Annotated in this window: 24 protein-coding genes; 12 read left to right on the top strand and 12 right to left on the bottom strand. The window is 62.8% G+C overall.

Features of this window, described 5'->3' with window-relative positions; genetic code table 11:
- Positions 1 to 5 precede the first annotated feature (5 nt).
- Both glgX and AOP79_RS06865 read right to left on the bottom strand, forming a co-directional pair.
- A complete protein-coding gene (gene glgX, locus AOP79_RS06860; protein ID WP_062071856.1) occupies positions 6 to 2,156 on the bottom strand; it encodes a glycogen debranching protein GlgX in 2,151 nt (716 codons plus the stop codon).
- Positions 2,157 to 2,318: 162 nt separating this feature from the next.
- Positions 2,319 to 2,948, bottom strand: coding sequence for a DUF5701 family protein (locus AOP79_RS06865; RefSeq protein WP_062071858.1), 630 nt, complete (start codon positions 2,946 to 2,948; stop codon positions 2,319 to 2,321).
- Between the two features lie 262 nt (positions 2,949 to 3,210).
- Between AOP79_RS06865 and AOP79_RS06870 the strand changes: the two genes are divergently transcribed.
- A complete protein-coding gene (locus AOP79_RS06870; protein ID WP_062071860.1) occupies positions 3,211 to 3,852 on the top strand; it encodes a hypothetical protein in 642 nt (213 codons plus the stop codon).
- 292 nt (positions 3,853 to 4,144) lie between these two features.
- Here the strand turns inward: AOP79_RS06870 and AOP79_RS06875 are convergent, their stop codons facing one another.
- From AOP79_RS06875 to AOP79_RS06910, 8 genes are all read right to left on the bottom strand, one after another.
- Complete coding sequence (locus tag AOP79_RS06875) at positions 4,145 to 4,402, bottom strand: hypothetical protein (protein ID WP_062071863.1); 258 nt, start codon at positions 4,400 to 4,402, stop codon at positions 4,145 to 4,147.
- A gap of 21 nt (positions 4,403 to 4,423) precedes the next feature.
- On the bottom strand, positions 4,424 to 5,554 hold the full coding sequence (locus tag AOP79_RS06880) for a hypothetical protein (RefSeq protein ID WP_062071865.1): 1,131 nt from the start codon (positions 5,552 to 5,554) through the stop codon (positions 4,424 to 4,426).
- A complete protein-coding gene (locus AOP79_RS06885; RefSeq protein ID WP_062071868.1) occupies positions 5,551 to 6,204 on the bottom strand; it encodes an ABC transporter ATP-binding protein in 654 nt (217 codons plus the stop codon). The genes AOP79_RS06880 and AOP79_RS06885 overlap by 4 nt, the downstream gene beginning before the upstream one ends.
- A complete protein-coding gene (locus AOP79_RS06890; RefSeq protein WP_161794238.1) occupies positions 6,195 to 7,193 on the bottom strand; it encodes a peptidoglycan-binding domain-containing protein in 999 nt (332 codons plus the stop codon). The genes AOP79_RS06885 and AOP79_RS06890 overlap by 10 nt, the downstream gene beginning before the upstream one ends.
- A gap of 45 nt (positions 7,194 to 7,238) precedes the next feature.
- On the bottom strand, positions 7,239 to 7,667 hold the full coding sequence (locus AOP79_RS06895; protein ID WP_152648045.1) for a hypothetical protein: 429 nt from the start codon (positions 7,665 to 7,667) through the stop codon (positions 7,239 to 7,241).
- Positions 7,657 to 8,292: a hypothetical protein gene (locus tag AOP79_RS06900; protein ID WP_062071874.1), complete on the bottom strand. Its 636-nt coding sequence runs from the start codon at positions 8,290 to 8,292 to the stop codon at positions 7,657 to 7,659. Before AOP79_RS06900 ends, AOP79_RS06895 begins: the two co-directional genes overlap by 11 nt.
- Positions 8,293 to 8,586: 294 nt before the next feature.
- The gene (locus AOP79_RS06905; RefSeq protein ID WP_152648046.1) at positions 8,587 to 9,180 is read right to left on the bottom strand and encodes a hypothetical protein; all 594 of its coding nucleotides are present in this window, start codon (positions 9,178 to 9,180) and stop codon (positions 8,587 to 8,589) included.
- Positions 9,177 to 9,485, bottom strand: coding sequence for a hypothetical protein (locus AOP79_RS06910; protein WP_062071878.1), 309 nt, complete (start codon positions 9,483 to 9,485; stop codon positions 9,177 to 9,179). Before AOP79_RS06910 ends, AOP79_RS06905 begins: the two co-directional genes overlap by 4 nt.
- A gap of 158 nt (positions 9,486 to 9,643) precedes the next feature.
- On the opposite strand from AOP79_RS06910, the gene AOP79_RS06915 reads away from it, so the two are divergent.
- Both AOP79_RS06915 and AOP79_RS06920 read left to right on the top strand, forming a co-directional pair.
- Complete coding sequence (locus AOP79_RS06915) at positions 9,644 to 10,432, top strand: electron transfer flavoprotein subunit beta/FixA family protein (RefSeq protein ID WP_062071880.1); 789 nt, start codon at positions 9,644 to 9,646, stop codon at positions 10,430 to 10,432.
- A complete protein-coding gene (locus tag AOP79_RS06920) occupies positions 10,429 to 11,379 on the top strand; it encodes an electron transfer flavoprotein subunit alpha/FixB family protein (protein WP_062071883.1) in 951 nt (316 codons plus the stop codon). The genes AOP79_RS06915 and AOP79_RS06920 overlap by 4 nt, the downstream gene beginning before the upstream one ends.
- Before the next feature lie 4 nt (positions 11,380 to 11,383).
- Here AOP79_RS06920 and AOP79_RS06925 read toward each other — a convergent pair whose 3' ends face one another.
- On the bottom strand, positions 11,384 to 11,797 hold the full coding sequence (locus AOP79_RS06925; RefSeq protein ID WP_062071886.1) for a hypothetical protein: 414 nt from the start codon (positions 11,795 to 11,797) through the stop codon (positions 11,384 to 11,386).
- A gap of 128 nt (positions 11,798 to 11,925) precedes the next feature.
- Between AOP79_RS06925 and AOP79_RS06930 the strand changes: the two genes are divergently transcribed.
- From AOP79_RS06930 to AOP79_RS06945, 4 genes are all read left to right on the top strand, one after another.
- The gene (locus tag AOP79_RS06930) at positions 11,926 to 13,644 is read left to right on the top strand and encodes a SulP family inorganic anion transporter (RefSeq protein WP_201774442.1); all 1,719 of its coding nucleotides are present in this window, start codon (positions 11,926 to 11,928) and stop codon (positions 13,642 to 13,644) included.
- Positions 13,641 to 15,383 carry a SulP family inorganic anion transporter gene (locus tag AOP79_RS06935; RefSeq protein ID WP_062071888.1) on the top strand — a complete coding sequence of 581 codons (1,743 nt, stop codon included), beginning with the start codon at positions 13,641 to 13,643 and terminating at the stop codon, positions 15,381 to 15,383. The genes AOP79_RS06930 and AOP79_RS06935 overlap by 4 nt, the downstream gene beginning before the upstream one ends.
- 30 nt (positions 15,384 to 15,413) lie before the next feature.
- Positions 15,414 to 16,589 carry a cysteine desulfurase family protein gene (locus AOP79_RS06940; RefSeq protein WP_062071890.1) on the top strand — a complete coding sequence of 392 codons (1,176 nt, stop codon included), beginning with the start codon at positions 15,414 to 15,416 and terminating at the stop codon, positions 16,587 to 16,589.
- 62 nt (positions 16,590 to 16,651) lie between these two features.
- A complete protein-coding gene (locus AOP79_RS06945; RefSeq protein ID WP_062071892.1) occupies positions 16,652 to 17,260 on the top strand; it encodes an NAD-dependent epimerase/dehydratase family protein in 609 nt (202 codons plus the stop codon).
- Here AOP79_RS06945 and AOP79_RS06950 read toward each other — a convergent pair.
- On the bottom strand, positions 17,232 to 18,218 hold the full coding sequence (locus AOP79_RS06950) for a S8 family serine peptidase (RefSeq protein ID WP_161794239.1): 987 nt from the start codon (positions 18,216 to 18,218) through the stop codon (positions 17,232 to 17,234). The two genes, AOP79_RS06945 and AOP79_RS06950, sit on opposite strands and share 29 nt — an antisense overlap.
- A 114-nt stretch (positions 18,219 to 18,332) precedes the next feature.
- On the opposite strand from AOP79_RS06950, the gene AOP79_RS06955 reads away from it, so the two are divergent.
- The 5 genes from AOP79_RS06955 (at position 18,333) to AOP79_RS06975 (ending at position 23,644) form a co-directional block, all read left to right on the top strand.
- Positions 18,333 to 19,043: a tyrosine-protein phosphatase gene (locus AOP79_RS06955; RefSeq protein WP_062071896.1), complete on the top strand. Its 711-nt coding sequence runs from the start codon at positions 18,333 to 18,335 to the stop codon at positions 19,041 to 19,043.
- Between the two features lie 72 nt (positions 19,044 to 19,115).
- Complete coding sequence (mnmA, locus tag AOP79_RS06960) at positions 19,116 to 20,201, top strand: tRNA 2-thiouridine(34) synthase MnmA (protein ID WP_062071899.1); 1,086 nt, start codon at positions 19,116 to 19,118, stop codon at positions 20,199 to 20,201.
- Positions 20,202 to 20,401: 200 nt separating this feature from the next.
- Positions 20,402 to 21,739, top strand: coding sequence for an ABC transporter substrate-binding protein (locus tag AOP79_RS06965; RefSeq protein ID WP_369401065.1), 1,338 nt, complete (start codon positions 20,402 to 20,404; stop codon positions 21,737 to 21,739).
- A gap of 97 nt (positions 21,740 to 21,836) precedes the next feature.
- Positions 21,837 to 22,790 carry a carbohydrate ABC transporter permease gene (locus AOP79_RS06970; protein WP_062071903.1) on the top strand — a complete coding sequence of 318 codons (954 nt, stop codon included), beginning with the start codon at positions 21,837 to 21,839 and terminating at the stop codon, positions 22,788 to 22,790.
- 5 nt (positions 22,791 to 22,795) lie between these two features.
- Positions 22,796 to 23,644, top strand: a complete 849-nt coding sequence (locus tag AOP79_RS06975; protein WP_236683301.1) for a carbohydrate ABC transporter permease — start codon at positions 22,796 to 22,798, stop codon at positions 23,642 to 23,644.
- Positions 23,645 to 23,648: the final 4 nt, after the last annotated feature.

Below are 23,648 nucleotides of genomic sequence, written 5' to 3' on the forward strand. Positions count from 1 at the left end.
CACCGTTATGTGCGAGAAACGTACAACTGAATCGTCAGTTCCTCTATGGTCTGCGTGTCCCCCGGATTGAAGGTCTCCACGGCCACCCCCACAGGCGACTCCCAGGCGGAATCCCACACCAATTCCCATGGTGCGCCACCATCGGCCGGGATCGTGATCTCTGCCGCCTGGCGCGTGCCGTTGATGACAAGCAAGGCATCTGACTCGCCTTCCTCGGACAACGAGCGCATGAACTGCAGCACCCGGGTGTTCGAATCCTCCCACCATTCCTCTGACTCAGGGGAGCCGTCGGCCTGGAACCACGCAGAGTCAGCGCGCTCGCGGTCATCGTCCGGGTGCGGGTCGTGCCCCTCGTAGAACTCCGCAGGACGGAGGACACGGTGCTCTCGGCGCAACGCAATGAGGTGCTGCACGGTGGTGCGCAGGTCTGCCTGCCATGGTTGCAGGGACCAATCGATCCACGAGATCTCGTTGTCTTGGCAGTAGGCGTTGTTATTGCCGTTCTGCGTGTTTCCAATCTCATCGCCGCCCAGAATCATTGGCGTTCCGGCGCTCAGGAGAACCGTGCCAAGGAGGTTGCGCATTGAACGGCGCCGGATCAGATTGACCTCAACCTCGTCGGTATGACCCTCGACGCCGTGATTCCACGACCGGTTGTTATCCGTGCCGTCCCGATTATCTTCACCGTTGGCCTCGTTGTGCTTGCCGTTGTAAGCAGTGAGGTCGTGCAACGTGAAGCCGTCGTGGCACGTCACGAAGTTCACGGACGCCACGGGCCCGCGCATCAGCGGCGGATCTGTGTGCCCGAAGAGGTCTGTCGAGCCAGCCAGCCGGGTTGCGAGTTCTGGAGCCGTGGGGTGGTTGCGCCCGCCACGAGCGGAATCCGTGAGCCAGAAACCGCGCGTCTTGTCGCGGAAGCGATCGTTCCATTCGGACATAGGGGCCGGGAAGTTACCGACCTGCCAGCCGCCCATGCCCGTGTCCCACGGCTCAGCAATCAACTTGGTGCCACCAATGAGGGGATCCATGGTGATGCCCACCAGGAAAGGATGGCGGGTAGAGAACCCGTGGCCAGTGCGGCCCAACGTGGCAGCGAGGTCAAAGCGGAAGCCGTCGACCCCGACCTCTTCCGTCCAGTACCTGAGCGAGTCCATCGCCATCTGCACGACGCGAGGGTTCGAGAAATCCAGAGTATTGCCGGTGCCCGTGGTGTCGTCATAGTGGCCGGGGGAGTTGGGCTGGCTGCGGTAATACCCGCTGTTGTCGAGCCCACGCCACGACAGCACGCGGTCGCCCCACCCTGCCTCCGCAGTGTGGTTGTAGACCACGTCAAGCACGACCTCAAGGCCGGCTTGGTGCAGCAGGTCAACCATGCCCACAAACTCGTCGAGGACCCCTTGCGCGCCCTTGTCCTGCGCTTCCTTGGTGGCATAAGCGGCGTGTGGGGCAAAGAAGCCCATGGTCGAGTAGCCCCAGTAGTTACTCAATCCGGCGTGATCCAGGTGCGGCTCGGAGGCCGATGCGTGCACAGGGAGCAACTCGATCGTCGTCACGCCCAGGCTGGTGAGGTACTCAATGGCCGCAGGGTGTGCCAGGCCAGCGTAAGTGCCACGCAGATGTTCTGGGACGTCACGCATCTGCTGCGTGAAGCCCTTGACGTGCATCTCGTAGATCACCGTCTCTTCCCACGGAATGCGAGGGTGAGGTGTCTGCCACGAACCACCGGGCTCTGCGGTCACCACAGAACGGGGGACTAGAGGTGCGGTGTCAGTCTGGTCTTTGTTCGACAGGAGCGTGTGCGCCCGCTCATCCGTCATGGAGACCAGCGACCCCTCGATGCCTCGACCGTAGGGGTCGAGCAGCAGCTTGTTGGGGTTGTAGCGGTGGCCCTTCTTGGGTTCCCAGGGGCCGTCAGCGCGGAATCCGTAGTGCTGACCCTCACGCATGCCGGGCACGAAGGCGTGCCAGATGCCTGCAGTGGGTCCATACAGCGCTACTCGGGTTTCAGCTTCAGGCGCCTCCGGGTCAGCACCAAAGAGGCAAAGGTCGACTGCTGTCGCATGGCCGGCGTAAACGCCGACAACTGCACCGCCGTCAACGAGGTGTACTCCCAGTCGGTGTGGAGTGGGGGAAGGTGTGACGCCATCGATGGTCATGGTTTCCATTCTGCCTGGTGAGGCTTTCCGTACCGTCCCTGACATGGTGCATGACTTTCGGCATGGATGCCGTGCGCCGCGCACGATGAACATTCCGCATGGCGGGTCAGGGACGGTACAGCGGGTCAAGCGATATGAGCTGAGGGGCGATGTCCCAGGCCGCTAGGTGCGGCTACTTGCGGAGGCGATACCAAGCCACGAGTGGGGCACCTTGTCAAAGCACCACCCCAACTTGGGCGCCTTGGCTGAAATCCATAGTGCTGGGACTCGTTTGTCGCCGCGGGTGGAGCCAGCGAGCATGAAGCAGTGGTTCTTGAAGAGGACAGCGGGATGGGCCGCGGCCAGTGAGAGTCCCTCGTCGATCGTCAATGGAGTGCGGCCGCGGCTACTGATCGTGGCAGCTGCGTCGAGCGGCGCAACGTCTCGGAACTCGTCGCCCCGGTCAACTCCTTTGAGGAGGTAGACGGGGGCTTGCGGCACCTGGAGCTCTGCGCGCGGCGCATAAGGGGCAAGGCCCTCGTCGCCGTGAATGCGGTCCACGATTCCTTCCTTGGGGGAATCACTCAGTCGCAGTAGCGGCACACGTGTTTCAGGACTGATCAGTTGATCAGTCACGACAGCCACGTATGGCACAACTCCGTCCTCGGGAAATGCGTCCTGCGGGAGATCTGCCGCGAGATTCCGGAGTGGCTCAAAAAGGGCGCGGAATGCTGGCTCCTCCACATCAGCGAGCGTGTGCAGCCCGGCAGTGACATAGGCATCTATCTGGGTGTCGAGCAGAAGTCGGGTCATGGTCAGCTCCCATCTCGCAGTGGCACAGCCCTAACGCGCAGTGCTCACGCGATGTTCCCAACTCGTGCATGCCATCACGGGGTGGGCTCGACTTCGACGTGCAGGCTCTGGCAGTGCGACAGTGACCTGACCGCGGGACGAGTGACGGGCATCTTCGCTCAGTGCAGCGCGAGTCCGGGAGAGCAATGGTGAGAACAGGGGGTACGCGATAGGTTTGGAGCGGCGTGAATCTCCCCACACTGTTCTGAGAGGTGCCAGCACCATGCGCGAGCCAACCGGGCTGCTGAGGGATCCATTGCTGACCGCAATCGTGGCAACGGGGCTCTTAGTCGGTTGCACGGGTTCGGATACACGAGACGACGCGGGCGCGTGGCAAGACCAGCCATACGACCAGAGGGTGAGGACTTACCTCAGCGAGGCCGAGTCCGGCGGTGCCAGCGCACCGCAGGTCAATGAACTCCGTGAGGCCATGGAGACGGGGGAAGTCTCATATGAGACGTTGCGAGCCGCAGTGCACAGAAGCGTCGAGTGCATGACTGAGGCGGGCCTCACCGCCCATGTAGAAGACACAACGACTGCATCCGGACTGGATGTCCCAATGTATCGAGCGTCACACGGTGACGCGGTGAACACGGAAACGGGGTGGGCGGCCATTCGGGCCTGCGATAAGCAAGAGACCTACTGGCTAAGCGCGGCGTACCAGCAGCAGCCTCGTGCCCGCAATCTCCTGGGTGAATATGTCCAGTCGAAGGAGCTGGAACTCCGCGAGTGCCTGCACGACAACGGTGTCGAGACAGACCGAAGCGCTGATGGCTGGGAACTGGCACACCTCGCGCTCGACGCCCCGAGTGCTGACGAGGGCGCGTTCGGCTGTCTTGCTGCTGTAGGGATCGACGGCCTGTAGCAGTAGCTCGGCAGGCTTCTAGCGCCATTCGAGGCACCGTAGCGTGGAGTGGCTGGCTGGTGCAGGGAAGATGCGGTACCCGCGTCTGAAGACGCATGCATTGGTCGTCACACCGGAGTTGGGCGCCTATAGAGCGCCGGTCGTACGTAGGCAGTTCACTTCTCCGCGTGTTTCGCTCGCCACATCGCCTGCTTGTTGGGAGAGCTCTACGCCTGACGCGTCAGGCTCTGTGTCGTAGCCAGCGTCCTCGAGGCACGCTCGCAGTTCGCCGGCGATGCTTTCGACGTACTGCTCACGCGCGGCCTGGACTGACGGTCGCCTCAATGGCGGCGCGCGCAGAGTCGACCGGCATGTGGCCACGCTCCTGAGCGTCGGTCAGCAAAGACAGTTGGGACGGCGTTGCCCCGTTCGACTCGGCATCCGCAATAGCCTCATCGACAAGGGCGTCAAATGTGTCGTTAGCCTCGCTACCCGACTGAGTGGCACACCCCGCGAGCGCCGCCACCGCGAGCAGGACTCCAGTGACGACGCTGGCAGACCTTGTTTTCATCCGCACCAGGGTGCGCACATGTCAGCGGTCTTTCAACGCGTTCAATAGCGTGCCGGTGGGTTTGAGTGCGACCGTGATGACGATCAGGGTGGCGCCGATGAGGGTGAGCGCAGTGTGGGCGCTGACGATGGAGAGTGCGGGGGTGGTGCGGGCTCCGAGCGCGAGAGCGCCCACGAGTCCTAGCGCCCAACCGCCTGCCGCTCCTGCGAGAGCGAGGAGTACCCATTCACTGAGCTGCATGGTGAGGCGTGCGGGGGCGCGGACTCCGAAGGTGGCGTAGATCGCGGTGTGGGAGCGGCGGAACCATTGGACGAGCGCCCACATCAGGCCTAAGGCGAGGGCCGATGCTATCCACAGCCATCGCAACGGGCGGTCTTCGTATGCGGTCGTGTAGTCCACGGTGAATTCGTTGGTGTACAGGCGGTCGGCGGCCGCTGCGGAGCGGCCGTCGTAGGCGAGGGCTGCGGGGAGGATCTCTCCGACTGCCTCGTGGCGTGCGGCGTCGGTGGCGACGTAGCAGGCGTCGGCGGTGTCGCCGAGTAGGGACGGCACGAGTAAGGCGCCGTCGAACTCGTCGCCCATGGGTGCGATGTTGGCGACGCGTGAGGCAACCAGGCCGGTGCGTGCGGCGGGCTCGGAGTCGCTGGCTTGGCGGACCACCTCGATGGTTTCGCCGTCGAGGACGCCGGTGCGCTCGCTGAAGCCGCTCGACAGGATCGCGACGCCACGGGGGTCGCCCTCAATCCCGAGGAACGGGAGGGCTCCTGAGGTGACGGAGTAGACGCTCGCGCGTCCTCCGGGGACGGATGCGAGTGCGCCGGTGGCACCCGAGCGTGTCAGTGCGAAGGACGACTCCACCCCCTCGTAACTCGCCAGTGACTCGCATGTGGACGTCGGGATCGGAAGTTGGTCGCCGTCCACGGTGGCACCCGTGACGACGTAGACGTGACCTCCGGCATCGATCCAGTCCTGTTCTGCCTCCATGAGCCGGGTCACGCCCAAGGCATCCGCAATCGCGGGGGCGGCAATGAGCCATGCGGTGGCAATGACGACGATGGCGGAGGTCCACCGGCCTGTCCGTGCCGTCGCTAGGCCCTCTCGAGCGGCGAGGGACAGGGGCCAGATGCGGCCACGTGCCGAGGCCCGGCTCATACGCGCGCACCTGCGTGGTCCACAATGCGTCCGTCGCGCAGTTCCAGGACCAGGTCGCATCGCTGCGCCACCGCGGGGTCGTGAGTGACGATGACCACGGTTCGTTGGCCGTGCGCACCGATCATTGCTTCCAGCACGGTTGCCGACGTGGTCGTGTCGAGCTGCCCAGTGGGTTCGTCCGCCAGGATGATGGGCCGGTGCGAGGCCATGGCGCGAGCGATGGCGACGCGCTGAGCTTCGCCCCCTGACAGGATGCGTGCCGGCTCGTCTTCGCGGCCGGCGAGCCCCACCTGGGCGAGGTAGTCGCGCGCCCTAGCCCGAGCATCGGCCCTGTTCGCGCCGTCGGAGTAGGCGCCAACCATGACGTTGTCTGCCGCGGTGCGGTCGGGTAGGAGTGACACGGTTTGTAGCACCCACGAGGCGGTGTCCGCGAGCGTATGGTCAGTGCCATCTGCGTCGACTGCCTGGATGGTGCCGGACTGCAGGGGCAGCAGGTGTCCCATGAGGGACAACAGGGTGGTCTTTCCTGAACCGGACGGGCCAATGATCGCGGCAGATGCGCCGTCGGGGATGTCGAACGTCACTCCGGATAGCACCTGGTGGTCGCCGCGCGGGTACGTGAAGGACACGTCGCGCGCTGTTAGTCGCATGCGATGGTCTCCCGGACCTCCCGAGGGTTCAGCAACAGTGGCTCACCTGCGAGCGCGAGGTCCACGTCCACGGTTCCGAGGGTCCCGCCTAGTGGGGTGATCGGCACCGCGTCTCCCGTGAGGTCAGGAAAGATGCAGGTGCGGCCGGTGTCGTCAGTGACGACCGCCGGTGCCGGAACGGATGCGACCTCGGTCGGAGTCGCCAAGCGTGTCAGGCCCACTCCTTCGCCCAGGTCCCCGAGCGCATCCGCGATGAGCGCGACCGACTCCGGGTCCGTGACGTATCCGGAGCCGGCCTCGTAGTCGACCACGGTGCCGCCCACGTCCAACACCAGCGGGCCGTCTGCACTCATGGTCGGTGGCTCGGTCACCTCGATCGCACTCATCGACGCAGTCGTGCTGAACACCGCAGTGCCGGGGGAGACGCTGTCGCCCACGGCGACGACCATCTCGTCGACGGTCGCGGCGGACGGTCCAATCCACACCACCGCAGCACGTGACAAGACCGTGTTGTTCTTGCCGTAGCCGTGTTCCTCGTTGAACTTCTTGATCGCTTGCTCGGTGACATACCCGGCATCACCGTCCGGCTCGCCCTCGAGGTACCCCAGGTCGATGAGGAGTTGCTGGGCGATGGCAACGTCCGTGCCGTCACTGCCTCGTGACACGTCCCTGAACAGTGGCGCGTCGGCGGCGTAGGCGAAGACCTCGGCGGCGTCGACGACCATGAGCAGGTCGCCGTGGGTGACGTCGCTTCCGCCCGATGCGTGCATGGCCGTGACGGTCCCACTTGCCTGGGTGGTGGGGGACAAGGCCGTGGCGTACTGAACCTTGACACTCACGTTGGTTTCACCCGAGCGCTGCGCAGTCTCCACCGTGCCCATGAGCGGCGCCGCTGGCGTCGCCGCCTGGAGCGGTGACTCCTCCGACGCCGCAAACACCCACACCCCAGCAGCTAACAGCGGAGCCCCAATCGCAGTTACTAATGCCATGGTCACACCAGTTGAACGAACACGCGTCATAGTGAAGTGAATCTCCTAGTAGTTGCCAACGCCGGCCTCCTCCAAGCAATCTATCTGACGCCCTGATTGCTCGAAGAGGGTCTGTGAGGGCTTCGTGAGGTCCCAGAAGTTCTCCGTGGCCTCGTCGAACTCGACGCCCTCGCGCGCCAAGCACTCGATCGTCGTCAGCATCGCCGCCTTGGCATCCTCAAACGTCACTTCGCCGGTCGCGAGAGTCTCTTCGAGGATGGCAATCTGGGCGTCAGAGGCGCCCGCTACGGTCGCCCTATCGATGGCAACGGCCACTTCGTTCTCCCACGGCGAGACGTGGCCTTCCCAGGGTTCTGCCGCCTCGGTGGTGCACCCACAAGCAAACATGGCCGTGAACGCAGACGCCACCGCGATGCGGCGCGTGCCCAAGTCCGTCTTGTGCGCGCGGCATCGCCCCGCGGAGCTAGTAGCCATCGATCCCGGCCTCGACGATGCAATCGGCCGAGTCGTGCTCGAGCATGTATTCGGATGCGAAAAGGAGGAGTTCGTAGTCGCCTAGATTCGGGTCGACCTCCGCACCTTCGCGCGCGAGGCACTCTTCCACGATGGGGCGTTGCTTGGCAATATATGCGGCCTGCATCTCCTCCGAGGCTGGCTGGAGCTGATAGACCTGCCCCACCCAGTACGCTTCCGCGGTTTCGCACGACTCGACCAAGGATTCGGCATCGCTTGGGCCATCGAGGCTGGCGGCGTATCCCGGAATGGTGAGGCCCCAGTTGGTGGTCTCTTCTGTCACATGCGCTTCGACTCCTGCTTCCGAGAGGCACGAGACCAGATTGCGGTTGGCCTCGACCGCCGCTTCATAGGAGAGTTCGCCGTCGGTCTTCGCCTGCTCAAGCACGTCGATCTGTCCCGAAGAAGCACCCTCACTTGACGCTTCTTCGATGAGCTCGTCCATGTAGACAGCAAACTCCGGGTCGGCGGGATCCTCTGACGCGGTGGGTGTACACGCAGCGGTCACCGCTGCTAATGCGACGACGGCGACGGTGCGCAAACGCCGTGACCAGGATTGGCGAACCACGTTGGTGGTGGGCATCATTGAGACTCCTTGAGGCTGCGGCAGGGATGAAGGCCCGCGGGCACGTGAGGGCAAGTGCTGTCGGCCCTAAGAACCGCACGTTCGTGGAACCTCTGCAGTGCGTGTCCTCCCTCTGGTGGCACCACCCGGGCGCGACGCTTGGAAACTACCGACGGTTGGTCGGAATCGAAAAGCCCTCATTTGTACTCGCAGCGAGAAGTGAGCAGTTCGATCCGGCGACGGGTTCGGCGGGCCTTGGGCGGTGACGCATTTCTGCGTGGGTCTGAGCCATGTGGTCAGCTCTAAGAGCAGGCCTTAGTAGCCGGTGATTCCGGCCTCATGCATGCAGTCTGTGCCGCTGGCAAGGTAGGCCTCCACGACAAGATTGAGGTGTTCGTCGTATGTGGCGTCTGCCGGTGCACTGACGCCTGCATCTGCGAGGCACGCGATGATCTGTGGCTTGAGGTTCTCGAAGAGTTGCGCGCGCCCCGCAACAGACTGGGGGGCCGAATACCAGGCGAGCTCGACATAAAAGCTGTGCTCGGTGAGGCACGCGTCTGCGGGGTCTACCTCATTTTCGCCGGGCGGCTCCGAAGCTCCGTACGAATACATGCGTACCGGGTAGCCCTCGGATCTGTCGATCCCCTCGTCTATGACGGTCCTCCCGAGTGTTGAGATGCAGTCGAGCGACGTGGTCACGGCCTCGTCATACTCGGCAAAGGTGAGTTCGCCGTCGCTCAGCAGCGCGATTTGATCTTCGCCAGCACCGTCTTCGATTGCCCACTCAATTTCGCTCGCGAAAGGGTTGTCGTGCGAGACCGCATCGGTCGTCGGGTCGGGAGAGCAGGCGGTGGCGACGACCACACTCGCTGTGATCGCCGCCGCCACTCCCAAGGATGGTCGCGTCAACCTCGACTCCAGGCGTCAAAGGAGAGGAATCGAGCTTTTGGTCCTGATTGCGCAAGTGTCGATGAGTAGTCCCATGACGTCTTGAGATAGACGTAGCTCGGTGAACCAGCGGGCCGGTACCAGTGACGGACTCCCACCCGGTCGCAGTAGATTGCAAGATGATCTACGCGGTCGTAGTTGTTGTGGTACACCTTGCTTCCGCATCCTGCGCTCGCGGGTGCTGCGGGCAGTACCGCTGCGGCGAGTCCCCCCATGGTGATGGCGGCGACAGTGCCGTAGATGGCAAGTTTGCGCGTGAGTTTCATTGTTCCTCCGGTAATTGGCCGCCCTTGGCTTGGGAGGCGTTCGGAAACGTTACCGACGGTTGGTAAGGCCTGCAAGCCCTCATTTGTACTGGCAGCGAGCGGTGAGCAATTCGCACAAGTGATGGGCCTGCTGTGTGGACCGCGCTAGGCTGTGGCCCATGCGCATTCTGGTCACGGTCAAGCACACTCCAGACCTTCAATCTCAAAGGTCCTTCACCGACGGACGGGTCACTCGTACCGCAGAAGACGGCACCATGAACGAGCTCGACGAGTACGCCGTTGAAGCGGCACTCCAGCTTGTCGAGGCTGCTGGCGAGGGCGAGGTTTACGCTCTGACTGTTGGTGGACCGGATGCGGTTGCGGCTGTGCGTAAGGCACTGCAGCTCGGTGTCCATCACGCCCTGCACGTGTCGGATGAGGCTGTTGGTGGATCCGATGTTTTCGGCACCGCCAAGGTCATCGCGGCTGCGGTGAACAAGATTCATGGAGAGGCGCCACTCGACCTCGTCATCACGGGAATGGCTGCACTCGATGGCCTCACGTCGATGCTCCCCACGGCGCTCGCGGCCGAGCTCGACTGGTCCCAACTGACGCTGGCATCGGCCCTCTCGGTCGCCGACGGTGAGGCGACCATCGAGCGTCACCTCGCGGACGCCCACGAGACCGTGTCGGCACCTCTGCCGGCCGTGGTGTCGGTCACCGACGAGTTGAACAAGCCGCGCTTCCCCAACTTCAAGCTCATCATGGCCGCACGCAAGGCCCCCGTCACGGTCTGGACTCTCGAAGACCTTGGGGTCAACGCGGCCGATGCGGGTGCAGGCGCATCGCGCACCACAGTGGTCGACGCTTCCGAACGACCCCCCCGAGCTGACCGTGTCAAGGTCACCGATACCGGTGACGCTGGCACACAACTCGCAGACTTCCTCATTGAGAAGGGACTGGCATGACTACCGTCGCCGTACTGATTGACCACCGCGACGGCGCTGTCACGCGTCCCTCGCTCGAAGCCCTGACACTCGCACGATCGCTGGGTACACCCGTCGCTGTATGGCTCGGGGAGTCGCCCAGCGCCGATGCCGCGGCTCAGCTCGGGGAGTACGGTGCCACCGAGGTGCGTGTGGTGGATGTAGCCGATGCTCGCCTCGCCGCGAGCGCTGCGGCCGCCCTCGGTGCAGCGTCCGATGACGCCGACGTCATTGTGGTGATCTCGACGTTCGTCACGAAGGAAATTGTCACCCGCCTGGCGATGACCACCGGCGCAGGTGTGGTCGTTGACGCTGCTGGCGCGGAGATTGTCGACGGCAAGGTTGAAGCACTCCAGACCGTGTTTGCTGCAACCTGGAATGTGCGCACGCGTATTGATGCGGACAAGGCGATTATCGGTGTGCGGCCGAATACCACTCAGGCCACGCCCGCCGACAGTGCCGGCGCGGGCACCATCATTGACGTCTCAGTAGACCTGCCTGAAACCCGTGAGCGCGTCGTCTCAGTGGCGCCGGTGGAGCAGAGTGACGGCACGCCATTGGCTGAGGCGCCCGTCGTAGTCTCGGGTGGACGTGGCACCGGTGGTGACTACACGCTGGTGAGTGAACTCGCCGACCTCCTGGGCGGCGCAGTGGGTGCATCGCGCGATGCCACGGACGAGGGCTGGATCAGTCACGAGCACATGGTCGGTCAGACCGGCACTACCGTCACGCCCGCGCTTTATGTGGCATGCGGCATCTCCGGCGCCGTTCACCACCGTGGCGGCATGCAGGCATCAGGGACGATTGTGGCGATCAACATGGACCCCGACGCCCCAATCTTCGAGATCGCCGACTTCGGCGTTGTCGGAAGCCTCTTTGACGTCATCCCGCAGACGATCGAGCGCATCAAGGAACGCCGCGGCGCCTAATTGTCTACGCGCTGTCCCCGCGTAGCGGGTCGTTTTCACCGCCGTAGCCAACATTGCCGAGCACCGCGTACCCCTCTTCGGAGTGTGCTGTGCGGTACCGCTGGTAGAACGCTTGAGCTGCGTCATCGTCACGTTCGTGCACGATGACCCACACCGCATCGGCCCGGCCCTCCTCTAGCGTGACGAAACCGTCGAAACACACGGCGACACGCTGGGCGGAGGAGTTATTCGCGTGCTCTGTGGCGCGGGCAACACCCGCATCTGGAGTGTTCCCGGGGCACGGCGTGAGAGTGCGACGCCCGGCCCCATCCTCTTCAACCACGAACGGTTCGACGGGCCCTTGGGCGGCACCAGCAACTGCATGGTCAAGCGTCGCGATCGCGAGCGCGTGAAGTGAGGATGAACCGGGTATCTCCATGCCACCACCGTAGCGGGGACTTACGCTAGGTTCGGGAGAGTGCTTCACTTCGATTTCATGACGAAAGTGGTGTGACGCCCTTGTACCGGAGGACCGGCGGGTAGCCGCCAGATAGGACGAACAGCGCCGTGTCAGAGTCTCGCAGCGAACGGACGAACTGGAAGAACCGCAAGCGCAAGAAGGACGGCTTGTGGTCTCAGTTTTCGCGCAAGCACCTGAAGAAGGATGCGTCCTCGGGCGTGCTACTCGGCATCGAAAGTGTTCCCGACGGCCTGGCGAACGCGATCCTCGCAGGTGTGAACCCGATGGCCGGTCTTTACGCCTACATGCTGGGATTGACCGGAGGTGCGTTCTTTACCGGGACGGCCATGATGGCTGTGGGTGTGACCGGTGCCATGGCGCTCGTGGTTGCTGACGTCAACCTCTCGTCGTATACGGATCCCACTGCCGCACTTGCGACGCTGACGTTGCTCACCGGAATCGTGATGATCATTGCTGGGGTGGCGCGGCTGGGCAAGCTGGTGCGCTTTGTTCCCACCGCGGTGATGACCGGGTTTGTCGCCGCCGTCGGTGTCAACATCATCCTCGGTCAGTTTGAGAACATCACAGGCGTTGACCCGGATCAGGGCAACCGCATCCTGGACGCGCTCTGGACAGTGACGCACCCTGGCGACTTGAACTGGTGGTCCACGTCGCTGGGGTTGGCCTCAATAGCGCTGATTGTGTGGCTGAGCAGCACCCGCATGGGGCCGATGGGTATGGTCCTCGCCGTCATCATCGCGACGGGTGTAGCCGCGGCACTGAACGCCTGGACCCAAGGCGAGATTGCTTTGGTACGTGACATCGCCGAGATCGAATCCGGCTTCCCCCCAGTAGCACTGCCTGACCTGACTCTGGTGGCCTCTCTTGCAGTGCCAGCCTTGTCGCTCGCGTTCGTGGGACTGATCCAGGGTGCCGCTGTCACGACGAACGTCGCTGACCCCGAGCGCGGCCCTGCTTCGAACTCCAAGGACTTCATCGGTCAAGGTGCCGGAAACATCGCGTCGGGCGTGTTCTCGGGGATGCCCGTGGGAGCCTCGATGTCGGGGTCGACCTTGGTGGCGCAGGCAGGTGCTCGAAGCCGCACGGCGTTGCTCTTCGCGGCCTTCGCTCTTGCTGTCACGGTGCTGTTCCTCGGCGACGCTGTGAGTGCCGTGGCGATGCCGGCCCTGGCAGCCCTGCTGGTGACCGTCGGCTATGCAGCAATTAAGCCGGAAAAGGTGCGTACGGTTCTCAAGACCGGCCCCATTCAGAGCACGTTGATGATTGTGACCTTCGCGTTGACGCTGCTGATTCCTCTGCACCTCGCCGTGCTCGTAGGTGTGGGCCTCGGAATTGTCATGTTCGTGTCGCAGACCTCAAACAAGCTGATCTTGAAGCGGCTTGAGGTCGAGGCTGGCGGAGAAATCCGGGAGTCCGCGCCACCTCAGACACTTGAAGGCGGCAGCATCGAAGTTCTGCAGCCCTATGGCTCGATGTTCTTCGCATCGTCTCCGGTCTTTGACGCACAACTCCCGAAGGTCACGTCTGACAGCGGTGGGGCCATCGTCATTTTCCGGTTGCGAGGCATTGACCAGGTTGGCCTGTCCCACATCGATGTACTCCGACGCTACTGTTCCAGCGTGATCGGTCAAGGTGGAACTGTGAAGTTCGTCCTCAATGACGCCAACGTGCGGCAGCAGTTCGAGCGTGAGAGGCTCGTCTCGTTGGTCGGCGAGGACAACGTCTATATGGGTAGTGAATGGCTGGGTCGTGCGACGCGCGCGGCGTATGCCGACGCGAGAAGTGAGATCGAAAGGTCGCAATGAGCGCATCTGGGGCATCGTCAAAGGCGACGTGGAAGCCCGCATGGGCAGTGGGTTACCGGCCGTCGTGGCTTCGCGGCGACATCATTGCGGCGCTCACTGTCTGGGCGGTGCTCATCCCCGAGTCTTTGGCCTACGCAACAATTGCAGGTGTTCCCCCAGAGATGGGGCTGTACGCTGCGGTTCCGTCGCTCATCATCTATGGGCTCATCGGGTCATCGCGGGTATTGATCGTCGGACCGATGTCCGCCACCGCCGCACTCTCCGCTTCCATTATCGCGCTCCAAGCTGGCGGCGACGCTGATCTCTACATCCAACTCTCGATCGGGCTATCGATCGTGACGGGTGTCTTGGCGATCCTGGCCGGTGTCCTCCGTCTCGGCTTCCTCGCATCGTTCATCTCAGAACCGGTACTTAAGGGATTCATCGTTGGCCTTGCTCTGACCATCATCGCGGGTCAAATCCCTGGTCTACTGGGGGTGGAGAAACCTGAGGGGGCATTTTTCGAGAAGATCTGGGGCACCGTTCAAGAGCTGGGGAGCATCGATGGACTGACCATCACCGTGGGCGCCATTGCGCTCGCGATACTTCTGGCATTCAAGAAATGGCTACCTACCTTGCCAGCCGCACTCATCGTCGCGTTGGGAGGCATTTTTGTGGTGCGCCTCATGTCGCTGGAGGAGCAGGGCCTGGAAGTCGTGGGCACCATTCCTGCGGGACTTCCTGGACTAGGGGCGCCGGAAGTGACCTTGAGCCAGTACGGCCAGCTCATCGCACCTGCGGTGGGACTGATGCTGATTGGTTTCGTCGAGGGTCTCGCCGCAGCAAAGGTCTATGCAGATCGTGACGGCTACAGGATCAATGCGAACCGCGAACTGATGGGTCTGGGTGGAGCGAACCTCGGCTCAGGGTTTTTTGGCGGCATGGTCGTCAACGGGTCCTTGTCCAAGACTGCGGTCAATGGGTCTGCAGGTGGTCGGACACCCTTGGCGTCCATTTTTGTGGGTGTCCTGACAATCCTGACGTTGCTGTTCTTGACCGGCCTGTTTGAGAGTTTGCCGGAGGCCGTGCTTTCTGCCATCGTCATCGGCGCCGTGATTGAACTCGTGGATTTCACGTTCTTGAAGCGCCTTTACAAGGTGTGGTCTGCGCCGCTCGAACGCATTTATCGCGCGGCCGCACGGGTGGACTTTATCGGTGCCACGGCCGCGCTGATCGGCGTGTTGCTGTTCGACACTTTGCCCGGGCTTCTCATCGGCGTCGTGATCTCGCTGGTCCTACTGATCTACCGGGCATCCCGCCCCTATATGGCGCATCTGGGCGCTCTTGCCGATCAGCACCAGATCTGGGTGGATGTTTCTCGTCACGAAGATGCCGTCGAAGATAAGAACGTGGCGGTCCTCCGTGTCGAGGCAGGGCTCTTCTTCGCCAACTCGGACTATGTGCGCGACGCGATCAACGAAGCGGCTCAGGGGGAGGCCTCAGCAGTGGTTCTCGACGTCGAGTCGGTGCCATACGTCGACGCGACCGGTGCGGCCACACTTGTTCGCGTGCATCGTGAACTGGCGGATATCGGGGTGCCGTTCGTCCTTGCGCGGGTGCGTGGTCAAGTGCGCGATGTGGTGACCAGGGTGGAAGCAGACGTTGCGATCGATCTGACGACACGATCGGTTGCGGGGGCAGTCGCTGAGGCGACCAGGCTCATCGGCGCTTCGTCGCCCCCTGAAGGTGGCACCGAGTAGAGCACCCCAGTTTCCGTACACTGGCGGCCTATGGACACTCACTACCTTGACCACGCGGCAACTACGCCGATGCTGGAGTCCGCTGTACAAGAAGTAGCGAAGCGCATGTCCATTGTTGGCAACCCCTCCGCGCCTCACGCCGCTGGACGTGCAGCGCGGGCAGTAGTGGATGATGCGCGCGAACGGCTCGCGCGCGCGGTAGACGCTCACCCGAGCGAAGTGATCTGGACTTCCGGTGGCACCGAGGCGGACAATCTGGCGTTGAAGGGCTTGTTTTGGGCTCGCAATGAGGCTGAGCCCTTGCGGACCCGCGTCCTCGTGTCGGCAGTGGAGCACCATGCAGTGCTGGAACCTGCCGAGTGGCTTGAAGCGCACGAGGGTGCGGAACTCGTCGTCATTCCGGTGGACCGGCAGGGCGTGATCGATGTGGAGTGGCTCCGGTCCTACTTGGACTCACACCACAGCACCACGGCCGTGATCTCAGTCATGTGGGCCAACAACGAGGTCGGAACAATCGAGCCCGTGGAGGAGGTGGCGGCACTCGCCCATGGCTACGGCATTCCTGTCCACACCGATGCCGTCCAGGCCGTCGGGCATGTTCCCGTGTCCTTTGCCCAAAGCGGGGTCACCGCGCTCTCACTGAGCGCCCACAAAGTCGGAGGCCCGGTGGGCGTAGGCGCACTGGTCATCAAGCGCAACGTGCGTCTCATCCCGGTATCGCATGGCGGGGGACAGGAGCGTCAAGTGCGTTCCGGCACTCTGGATGCGGTGGGGTTCGCGGCGGCGGCAGTCGCTGTCGAGACCGCTGTGGCATCCGTCGAGTCTGAAGCTCAGCGGTTGCGGACGCTTCAAACGGTCACTCTTGAACGCATCGTTGAATCTGTTCCGGACGCGACGCTCTCCGGTGCGCGGATCGGTCCCGGTCGTCTTCCAGGCAACCTTCACTTGTGTTTCCCGGGCGCTGACCCAGACGCGTTGATGTTCATGCTGGATAGTCACGGGATCCTTGCCTCAACGGGTGCGGCATGCTCCGCCGGAGTCCACCAGTCCTCCCACGTGCTGATGGCAATGGGCTACTCCTCCCGGGACGCGGCATCGACGATGCGCTTCTCCATGGGGCACACCACGGTGCAGGAAGATCTTGATGCGCTCATCACCGCTTTGCCCGAGGGCGTGGAGCGTGCTCGGCGCATCGTGCGGGCGTAGTGAGCAGATAGTGCAACCTCGCGCGTGACGCGCTCCAACTCCCACGGCTATGGTGAAGAGTCATGCGCATAGTTCTGGCAGGGGCGACTGGGGTGATCGGGCAAAGACTGGTGCCGTTGCTGATCAACGACGGGCACAAGGTTGTGGGACTGACCCGCTCCCCGTCCAAGGTCGCCGCCCTCGAGCGGGCCGGCGCCACCGGTGTCCACGTCGATATTCTCGAGGCGGACGCGGTGATGCAGACCGTCCTCGAGCATCGGCCCGATGTCGTGATGCATCAGGTGACAGATCTCCCCGACTCGCGCGCAGCCCTTATTTTCAAGGTGCGGGCCTTGGGCCGTGTGCGCACGCTCGGCACTGACCATCTGGTTGCTGCGGCCAGAGCGGTTGACGCGCATGTGGTCGCTCAGTCGGTGGCCTTTAGCCTGCCTGGACCGGCGCAGCGTGCGGTGACACACCTAGAGTCGGCGGTCCTGAAGGCCGACGGGCAAGTGTTGCGCTACGGCCAGTTTTACGGCCCAGGAACCTGGACTGAGACTCCGCCAAAGGGTGGCGACGCCGTGCACATTGATACTGCCGCGCGCGAGACAGTCCGGCTCCTCAATGCTCCTGCGGGCATCGTGGAGATCCGCGACTCAGGAACTACTCGCTCGTCAAGCCCTGCGCGATAGCTTCGTTGAGTGCAGCCGAGACACTGATGATTCCGGCGTCCAGACGCTCTGCTTCCCAGTGGTTGACGGCGGTGTCCGTCAAGAGGCCAAAGACCTCGTCGTGAGGGATGCCCGCGGAAAGGAGCAGGGCAACGGTGCCTGCGACCAAGGGGGAAGCCATAGATGTTCCGGAGAGAGTCTCGTATCCGTCCGAGCCGCTGGTGAACAGCGTGGTGGGGTAGGTCGGAACTGTGGAGACGATGCGCGACCCCGGTGCCGAGACCGCACGTACGTCTCCGGAGTTTGAGTACAGCGCCGGGAGGTCGAGTTCGTTGGAGGCATTGACGACGAGCACGTCCGTGTCGACTTGGTACTGCTGGCCGGTTTCCGCAGAGTTTCCGGATGCCGCGACCACCAGAACGCCGGCTTCATAGGCATCCATAATGGAGTCATTGATCACCCCGCCCTTTTCGATCCGTCCCAGAAGGCCAGTCTCATCGAGGGAGAGGTTGATGACATCGGCGCCATTGTCGACGGCCCAGTCGATGGCGTCGGCAATGTCGTCGTTGCCGCCTGCGCCTTCTGCGTTGAGAACACGCAGGGGCATGATCTGGGCATTCGGTGCAGCGCCAATGATGCCCTTGTCATTGGCGGATGCTGCGGCGATTCCAGCGACATGCGTGCCGTGGCCGTTCTCGTCCTTGGGGTCGTCATCGTCGTCCACAAAGTCCCAGCCGTCGACGCCTCGCCCGCGAAGGTCCGGATGTGTCATGTCCACACCGGTATCCACTACCGCGATCACGATGCCCTCACCCGTGTACCCCTGCGCCCACACTTCGGGAACGCCCACGGTGTCCATGCCCCACTGTTCATCCCGCAAAGGATCCTGAGCCGTGGTGGGGTCTACCTGGGACGAGCACGCGGTGGTGGTGAGCACGAGGCCGGCGGTCAAGGCGGCGGCTGCCAAACGAAGCTTCATGACCACCATTGTTCCAGGTTGATGGAGCCCTTGTCACTGCACACCTCGCCTGTTTGGCGGTGTGCATGAGAGCACCGATTGCCGTTACCGTGGCGGGAAACGAGAGGACTCACTGTGACGATCGATGATGCCCGTCGCCTAGCTAATGCACGTGATGTAGCCGATGCCGCTCCGGGGCTCGCGCACGGCGTGCTGTTCCGTTCTGACGCACCCGCGGAAGGTGACGTGCCGCCGAACGGTGTGATGCCGTGGCCGCCCGCCACGGTGGTCGATCTGCGTGGGGCACAAGAGAAGGGCCGGCCGCATGGATTGGCGGGGCAAAGTCACATCATCGACTTGGAGATTCTCGACGAAGCGAATCTCACCGGTGAGGAAGCGCGCGCGACGCTGACGTCACTCGATGCGCTCTATGAGCATATGACTCAAGGCGCGGCCGCCCGGGCACTGATCAGAGCGGTGGGTTTGCTCGCCGGTGAACCGGTTCCGGTGTTGTATCACTGCTCTGTGGGCAAGGACCGGACGGGAGTGTTGACGGCGCTCGTGCTCGCCCTGCTTGATGTGCCGCGGGAGCGCATTGTGGCGGACTATTGCGCCACGGGGCCTCACATGGAGGCGGTGATTGCGCGCATGATGCGTGGAGTGCCGCCGGAGTTCGCCGCCGCTGCACGAGAGTCTGTGCCAGCCGAGGTCTTTGAAGCACCGGCTGAGGCCATCGAGAGCGTGCTCGACAGGTGGGAGGGTGCTGGTGGGGCAGCGGCTTGGTATATCGCTCACGGTGGAGATGCTGAGACGCTTGAGCAGCTGCGGTCGCGGCTGCGAGAGTGAGCGCGTCGGTGGGCTGGACTCGTCGCGCTGGAGCGCCGCGTACCATGGATGGTCGATCACCTGGAGGTACTTATGCGCGTGCTTGCCGCACTATCTGGCGGAGTTGACTCGGCCGTCGCAGCTGCGCGAGCAGTTGACGCCGGTCACGATGTGGTGGGCGTCCACATGGCGCTCAGTCGCAACCGAGACCAGTTCCGCTCAGGCTCTCGCGGTTGCTGCTCGATTGAGGACAGCAACGATGCGCGACGCGCTGCCGACAAACTTGGTATTCCGTACTACGTGTGGGACCTCTCGGACGAGTTTCACGACCTCGTGGTGAAGGACTTCCTCTCTGAGTATGCGGCCGGGCGTACGCCGAATCCTTGTGTGCGGTGCAACGAGCACATCAAGTTCGACACACTCTTGGAACGGGCCGATGCGCTGGGTTTCGATGCGGTCGCGACGGGCCACTATGCGCGTATTGAGGTGGGCAAGGACGGTATCCGCGAGTTGCACCGCTCTGTGGACCCCTTGAAGGATCAGTCTTACGTGTTGGCAGTCATGGGACCGGAGAAGGTCGCACAGTCGATTTTCCCTCTAGGTGACATGGCGTCAAAGGCGGAGGTGCGCGCTGAAGCCGCTGCCCGTGGGCTTGGCGTCTCGAACAAGCCTGACTCCTACGACATTTGCTTTGTTGCTGACGGCGACACCAAGGGCTTCCTGCAGCGCGAGCTGGGAGAGAAGCCTGGTGAGATTCGGGACGAGTCTGGTGAAGTTGTTGGTGCTCATGAGGGCGCCTATGCGTTCACCGTGGGCCAGCGCAAGGGCCTTGGTATTGGCAGGCCGGCTGCGGACGGTGCGCCGCGCTACGTGACGGACGTCGATACGTCGAGCAACGTTGTCACCGTAGGGCCCGAGACTCTCTTGTCGGTCTCGACGCTGGTGGGGGAGAACACCGTGTGGCTTGCGCCGGATGTCCCGGCGGCCGAGCCGACGCGTTGCGAGGCGCAAGTGAGGGCGCACGGCACGACGACGTCGGGCACGGTGGTGCGCCGTGGCGACGAGTTGGTCGTTGAGCTTGATGAGCCGATGCGCGGGGTAGCGGCTGGTCAGTCGCTGGTGGTCTACCTGAGTACGCGGGTTCTGGGTCAAGCGACGTTGATGAAGCGCGTTATTTAGCGGCCGTCACGGGCCAAACCAGGCCGCCGAGGTGAGCCTTCGAGGCTCCGGTTACGGTTTGGTATCGAAACGTTTCTATAGGCCTTTTCGCGTTGACATCCACATATCTCAGATCTAGCGTAGGGGTCACTCGTGAGAGCGCTCTCACCGCAGGAGAGAGCGCTCTCACGGGCCGACCATACTTTCACGAAGGAGTGACCGTGAGCTTTACACGACGTAAGAAGATGCTTGCAGCAACAGCGGGTGCCGCTGTTGCCGCCCTGACCCTGGCGGCATGCTCGTCCGACGGTGGCGACACCGACTCGACTGATGAGGCCACCGGCGGTACCGACACGAGTGCTGAAGAGGTTTCGCTCACGCTGGCGACCTTCAACACCCCTGGATTCTCCAACTCGGAGAACGACGCCGAGTACCAGTACGACCTCATCGAGGAGTACATGGAGCTCAACCCCAACGTCACGATCACCTACGACCGCAAGGCCGAGTCGGGTGACGCACGCGAGAACTTCTTCACCAAGCTTGGCCCTGGTGGCCTCGCTGACGTCGAAATGGTCGAGGTTGACTGGATGCCCGAGGTCATGCAGTACTCCGACCTCCTCACCGACCTGTCGAGCGACGCCGTTGACGGTCGCTGGGTTGACTACGTCGAGGCCGGCGCAACTGACGCTGACGGCCGCCTCATTGGCTATGGCACCGACACCGGCCCACAGGGCGTCTGCTACCGCGCAGACCTCTTCGAGGCTGCTGGCCTGCCCTCCACCCCTGACGAGGTTGCAACGCTCCTCGACGGTGACTGGGCCAACTTCTTCGCAGTCGGCGACGACTACGTTGAGGGCTCCGGCGGTTCCGCATTCTACGACTCCGCTTCCGGTGTGTGGCAGGGTATGACCAACCAGCTCGACCAGGCTTACGAAGACCCCGACACCGGTGAGCTCATCGTTCTGGACAACGACGCTGTCAAGGCAAACTACGACCAGCTGATGGCTGCATCGGAAACTCAGTCGTCGCACTTCGGCCAGTGGAGCGAAGACTGGTTCGCAGGTCTCTCGAACGGTGCATACGCAACCATGCTGTGCCCGCCGTGGATGCTCGGTGTGATCGAGGGCAACGCTACCGACACGACTGACTGGAACCTTGCAAACGTCTACCCCAACGGTGGCGGTAACTGGGGCGGCTCATGGCTGACCGTTCCTGCTAGCGGTTCGAACATCGAAGCTGCTACCGCTCTTGCCGAGTGGCTGACCGCTCCTGAGCAGCAGGCCAAGGCATTCGCCAACGCTGGAACGTACCCCTCGCAGGTTGCTGCCTACGACGACGAAGCTGTTTCCGGTGCTGTGAACGCGTTCTTCAACGACGCACCTATCGGCGAGATCTTCGCAGACCGCGCCCAGGCCGTCGTTCCTAGCCCCTACAAGGGCGAGTACTACTTCCAGGTGAACGATGCAATCAACAACGCGCTGACCCGTGTTGAAGACGGCACCGACGACCCAGAAGCTTCCTGGGACAAGGCTGTTGCTGACATCGAAGGCATTGGCTAAGACTAAAAACTAGGGGCCCGGGCCTGCTCCGTATGTGAGGAGCAGGCCCGGGCTTACCGTCCACCTCCCCGGAATCCGCGTCTTCTGAAGGAACCTCATGGCATCCACGGACCTCGACACCTCCAAGGCTTATAGCCCTTGGCGTCAGCGCATGGGCATGTGGGATCGCAAAGCATCCCCGTACCTGTACATCGCGCCGTTCTTCATCGTGTTCGCGATCTTCGGGCTTTTCCCGATCATCTACACCGCGGTGATCTCACTGATGGATTGGGACACCATCCGCAACTCCGGTGAGTACATCGGATTTGCCAACTTTGACTACGTGCTCAACGACCGCAAGTTCTGGGTGTCGTTGCGGAACACGTTCTCCATCTTCTTGCTGTCGTCTATCCCGCAGCTCATCATCGCGACATTCATCGCAGCGATGCTCGATCACCATCTCAAGGCCAGGACTTTCTGGCGTATGGGTGTTCTTGTCCCCTACGTGGTGATGCCCGTGGCCGTCGCCCTCATCTTCTCGCAGCTCTACGCAGACGAGTACGGTCTGGTGAATCACTGGCTCGGCATGGTCGGCATTGACCCCATCGCCTGGCACAAAGAAGTGATCCCGTCGCACGTCGCCATCGCGTCCATGGTGAACTTCCGCTGGATCGGCTACAACGCGCTGATCATGCTGGCCGCCATGCAAGCGATTCCCCGCGAGCTCTATGAAGCCGCAGCTCTGGACGGGGCCAGCAAGGCCCGCCGATTCTTCTCGGTGACGCTTCCGCAGATCCGCCCCACCTTCATCTTCGTGATCATCACGTCGACCATCGGTGGTTTGCAGATCTTCGATGAGCCGCGCATGTTTGACACCGCTGGCAATGGTGGTGCTGACCAGCAGTGGCTGACCATCACGATGTACATGTACAACACCGGTTGGGGCGAGCTGAACTTTGGTCGAGCCTCGGCTATCGCGTGGCTCTTGTTCCTGATCATCATCGTCTTCGGTCTCTTGAACTTCTGGCTCACACGCCGGTTCGTTTCCTCCGACCAGTCTGGGAGCAAGTGATGTCCATGTTTAAGCGCACTTCGATGGTGCACATCAGCCGGCCAACGTGGTTCACGTACACGGCGCTTGCCATTGTCATGTTGGCATCGCTGTTCCCGTTCTACTGGTCATTCCTGATCGGTTCCGGTGACGCCACCACCGTCCGCGACCCCAACATGTCGTGGATCCCCGGTGGCAACTTCATTGAAAATGCCATGACGGTTATCCAGAACCCGGCGGTGAACTTCTGGAAGGCGCTGTGGAACTCGATCATCGTGTCGACCACCGTGTCGATCTCGACGGTAGTTCTCTCCACACTCGCAGGATTTGCCTTCGCGAAGTTGCGGTTCAAGGGCAACCGGGGACTGTTTGTTGCAGTCATCGCGACCATGGCCGTGCCAGTTCAGCTCGGCATCGTGCCGCTGTACATCCTGATGGCCGAGTTCGGCTGGACCGGTAGCCTCGGCGCCGTGATTCTTCCCGCGCTGGTGACGGCGTTCGGTGTGTTCTGGATGACGCAGTATCTGCAACAGTCGCTCCCGACGGAGTTGATTGAGGCGGCTAGAGTCGACGGGTGCAACATGATCCGTACCTTCTGGCACGTGGGCGTGCCCGCAGCGCGTCCTGCCGCCGCGATGCTCTTCCTGTTCACGTTTGTGACCGCATGGAACAACTTCCTGTGGCCGCTGATCGTGCTGGATCAGTCCAACCCCACGCTTCCCGTGGCGCTGTCGATGTTGCAGGCCAACTACTTCGTCGACTACTCGCTGGTGCTGGCGGGTGTGCTGCTGGCCACCGTGCCACTGCTCATCCTGTTCATCTTCACCGGACGCCAGCTCGTCGCCGGAATTATGGCTGGCGCAGTCAAGGGGTAACAGC

Source organism: Demequina sediminicola, assembly GCF_000975055.1.
In the GTDB taxonomy this organism is placed as follows: domain Bacteria; phylum Actinomycetota; class Actinomycetes; order Actinomycetales; family Demequinaceae; genus Demequina; species Demequina sediminicola.

What these genes read in the sequence shown, in the direction of transcription:
- mnmA (WP_062071899.1), top strand. Translation starts at nt 19,116, where the DNA reads ATGCGCGTGCTTGCCGCACTATCTGGCGGAGTTGACTCGGCCGTCGCA.
- AOP79_RS06935 (WP_062071888.1), top strand. Translation starts at nt 13,641, where the DNA reads ATGAGCGCATCTGGGGCATCGTCAAAGGCGACGTGGAAGCCCGCATGG.
- AOP79_RS06925 (WP_062071886.1), bottom strand. Translation starts at nt 11,797, where the DNA reads ATGGAGATACCCGGTTCATCCTCACTTCACGCGCTCGCGATCGCGACG.
- AOP79_RS06880 (WP_062071865.1), bottom strand. Translation starts at nt 5,554, where the DNA reads ATGAGCCGGGCCTCGGCACGTGGCCGCATCTGGCCCCTGTCCCTCGCC.
- glgX (WP_062071856.1), bottom strand. Translation starts at nt 2,156, where the DNA reads ATGACCATCGATGGCGTCACACCTTCCCCCACTCCACACCGACTGGGA.
- AOP79_RS06885 (WP_062071868.1), bottom strand. Translation starts at nt 6,204, where the DNA reads ATGCGACTAACAGCGCGCGACGTGTCCTTCACGTACCCGCGCGGCGAC.
- AOP79_RS06870 (WP_062071860.1), top strand. Translation starts at nt 3,211, where the DNA reads ATGCGCGAGCCAACCGGGCTGCTGAGGGATCCATTGCTGACCGCAATC.
- AOP79_RS06975 (WP_236683301.1), top strand. Translation starts at nt 22,796, where the DNA reads ATGTTTAAGCGCACTTCGATGGTGCACATCAGCCGGCCAACGTGGTTC.
- AOP79_RS06970 (WP_062071903.1), top strand. Translation starts at nt 21,837, where the DNA reads ATGGCATCCACGGACCTCGACACCTCCAAGGCTTATAGCCCTTGGCGT.
- AOP79_RS06900 (WP_062071874.1), bottom strand. Translation starts at nt 8,292, where the DNA reads ATGATGCCCACCACCAACGTGGTTCGCCAATCCTGGTCACGGCGTTTG.
- AOP79_RS06875 (WP_062071863.1), bottom strand. Translation starts at nt 4,402, where the DNA reads ATGAAAACAAGGTCTGCCAGCGTCGTCACTGGAGTCCTGCTCGCGGTG.
- AOP79_RS06895 (WP_152648045.1), bottom strand. Translation starts at nt 7,667, where the DNA reads ATGGCTACTAGCTCCGCGGGGCGATGCCGCGCGCACAAGACGGACTTG.
- AOP79_RS06865 (WP_062071858.1), bottom strand. Translation starts at nt 2,948, where the DNA reads ATGACCCGACTTCTGCTCGACACCCAGATAGATGCCTATGTCACTGCC.
- AOP79_RS06910 (WP_062071878.1), bottom strand. Translation starts at nt 9,485, where the DNA reads ATGAAACTCACGCGCAAACTTGCCATCTACGGCACTGTCGCCGCCATC.
- AOP79_RS06945 (WP_062071892.1), top strand. Translation starts at nt 16,652, where the DNA reads ATGCGCATAGTTCTGGCAGGGGCGACTGGGGTGATCGGGCAAAGACTG.
- AOP79_RS06920 (WP_062071883.1), top strand. Translation starts at nt 10,429, where the DNA reads ATGACTACCGTCGCCGTACTGATTGACCACCGCGACGGCGCTGTCACG.
- AOP79_RS06940 (WP_062071890.1), top strand. Translation starts at nt 15,414, where the DNA reads ATGGACACTCACTACCTTGACCACGCGGCAACTACGCCGATGCTGGAG.
- AOP79_RS06915 (WP_062071880.1), top strand. Translation starts at nt 9,644, where the DNA reads ATGCGCATTCTGGTCACGGTCAAGCACACTCCAGACCTTCAATCTCAA.
- AOP79_RS06890 (WP_161794238.1), bottom strand. Translation starts at nt 7,193, where the DNA reads ATGGCATTAGTAACTGCGATTGGGGCTCCGCTGTTAGCTGCTGGGGTG.
- AOP79_RS06950 (WP_161794239.1), bottom strand. Translation starts at nt 18,218, where the DNA reads ATGAAGCTTCGTTTGGCAGCCGCCGCCTTGACCGCCGGCCTCGTGCTC.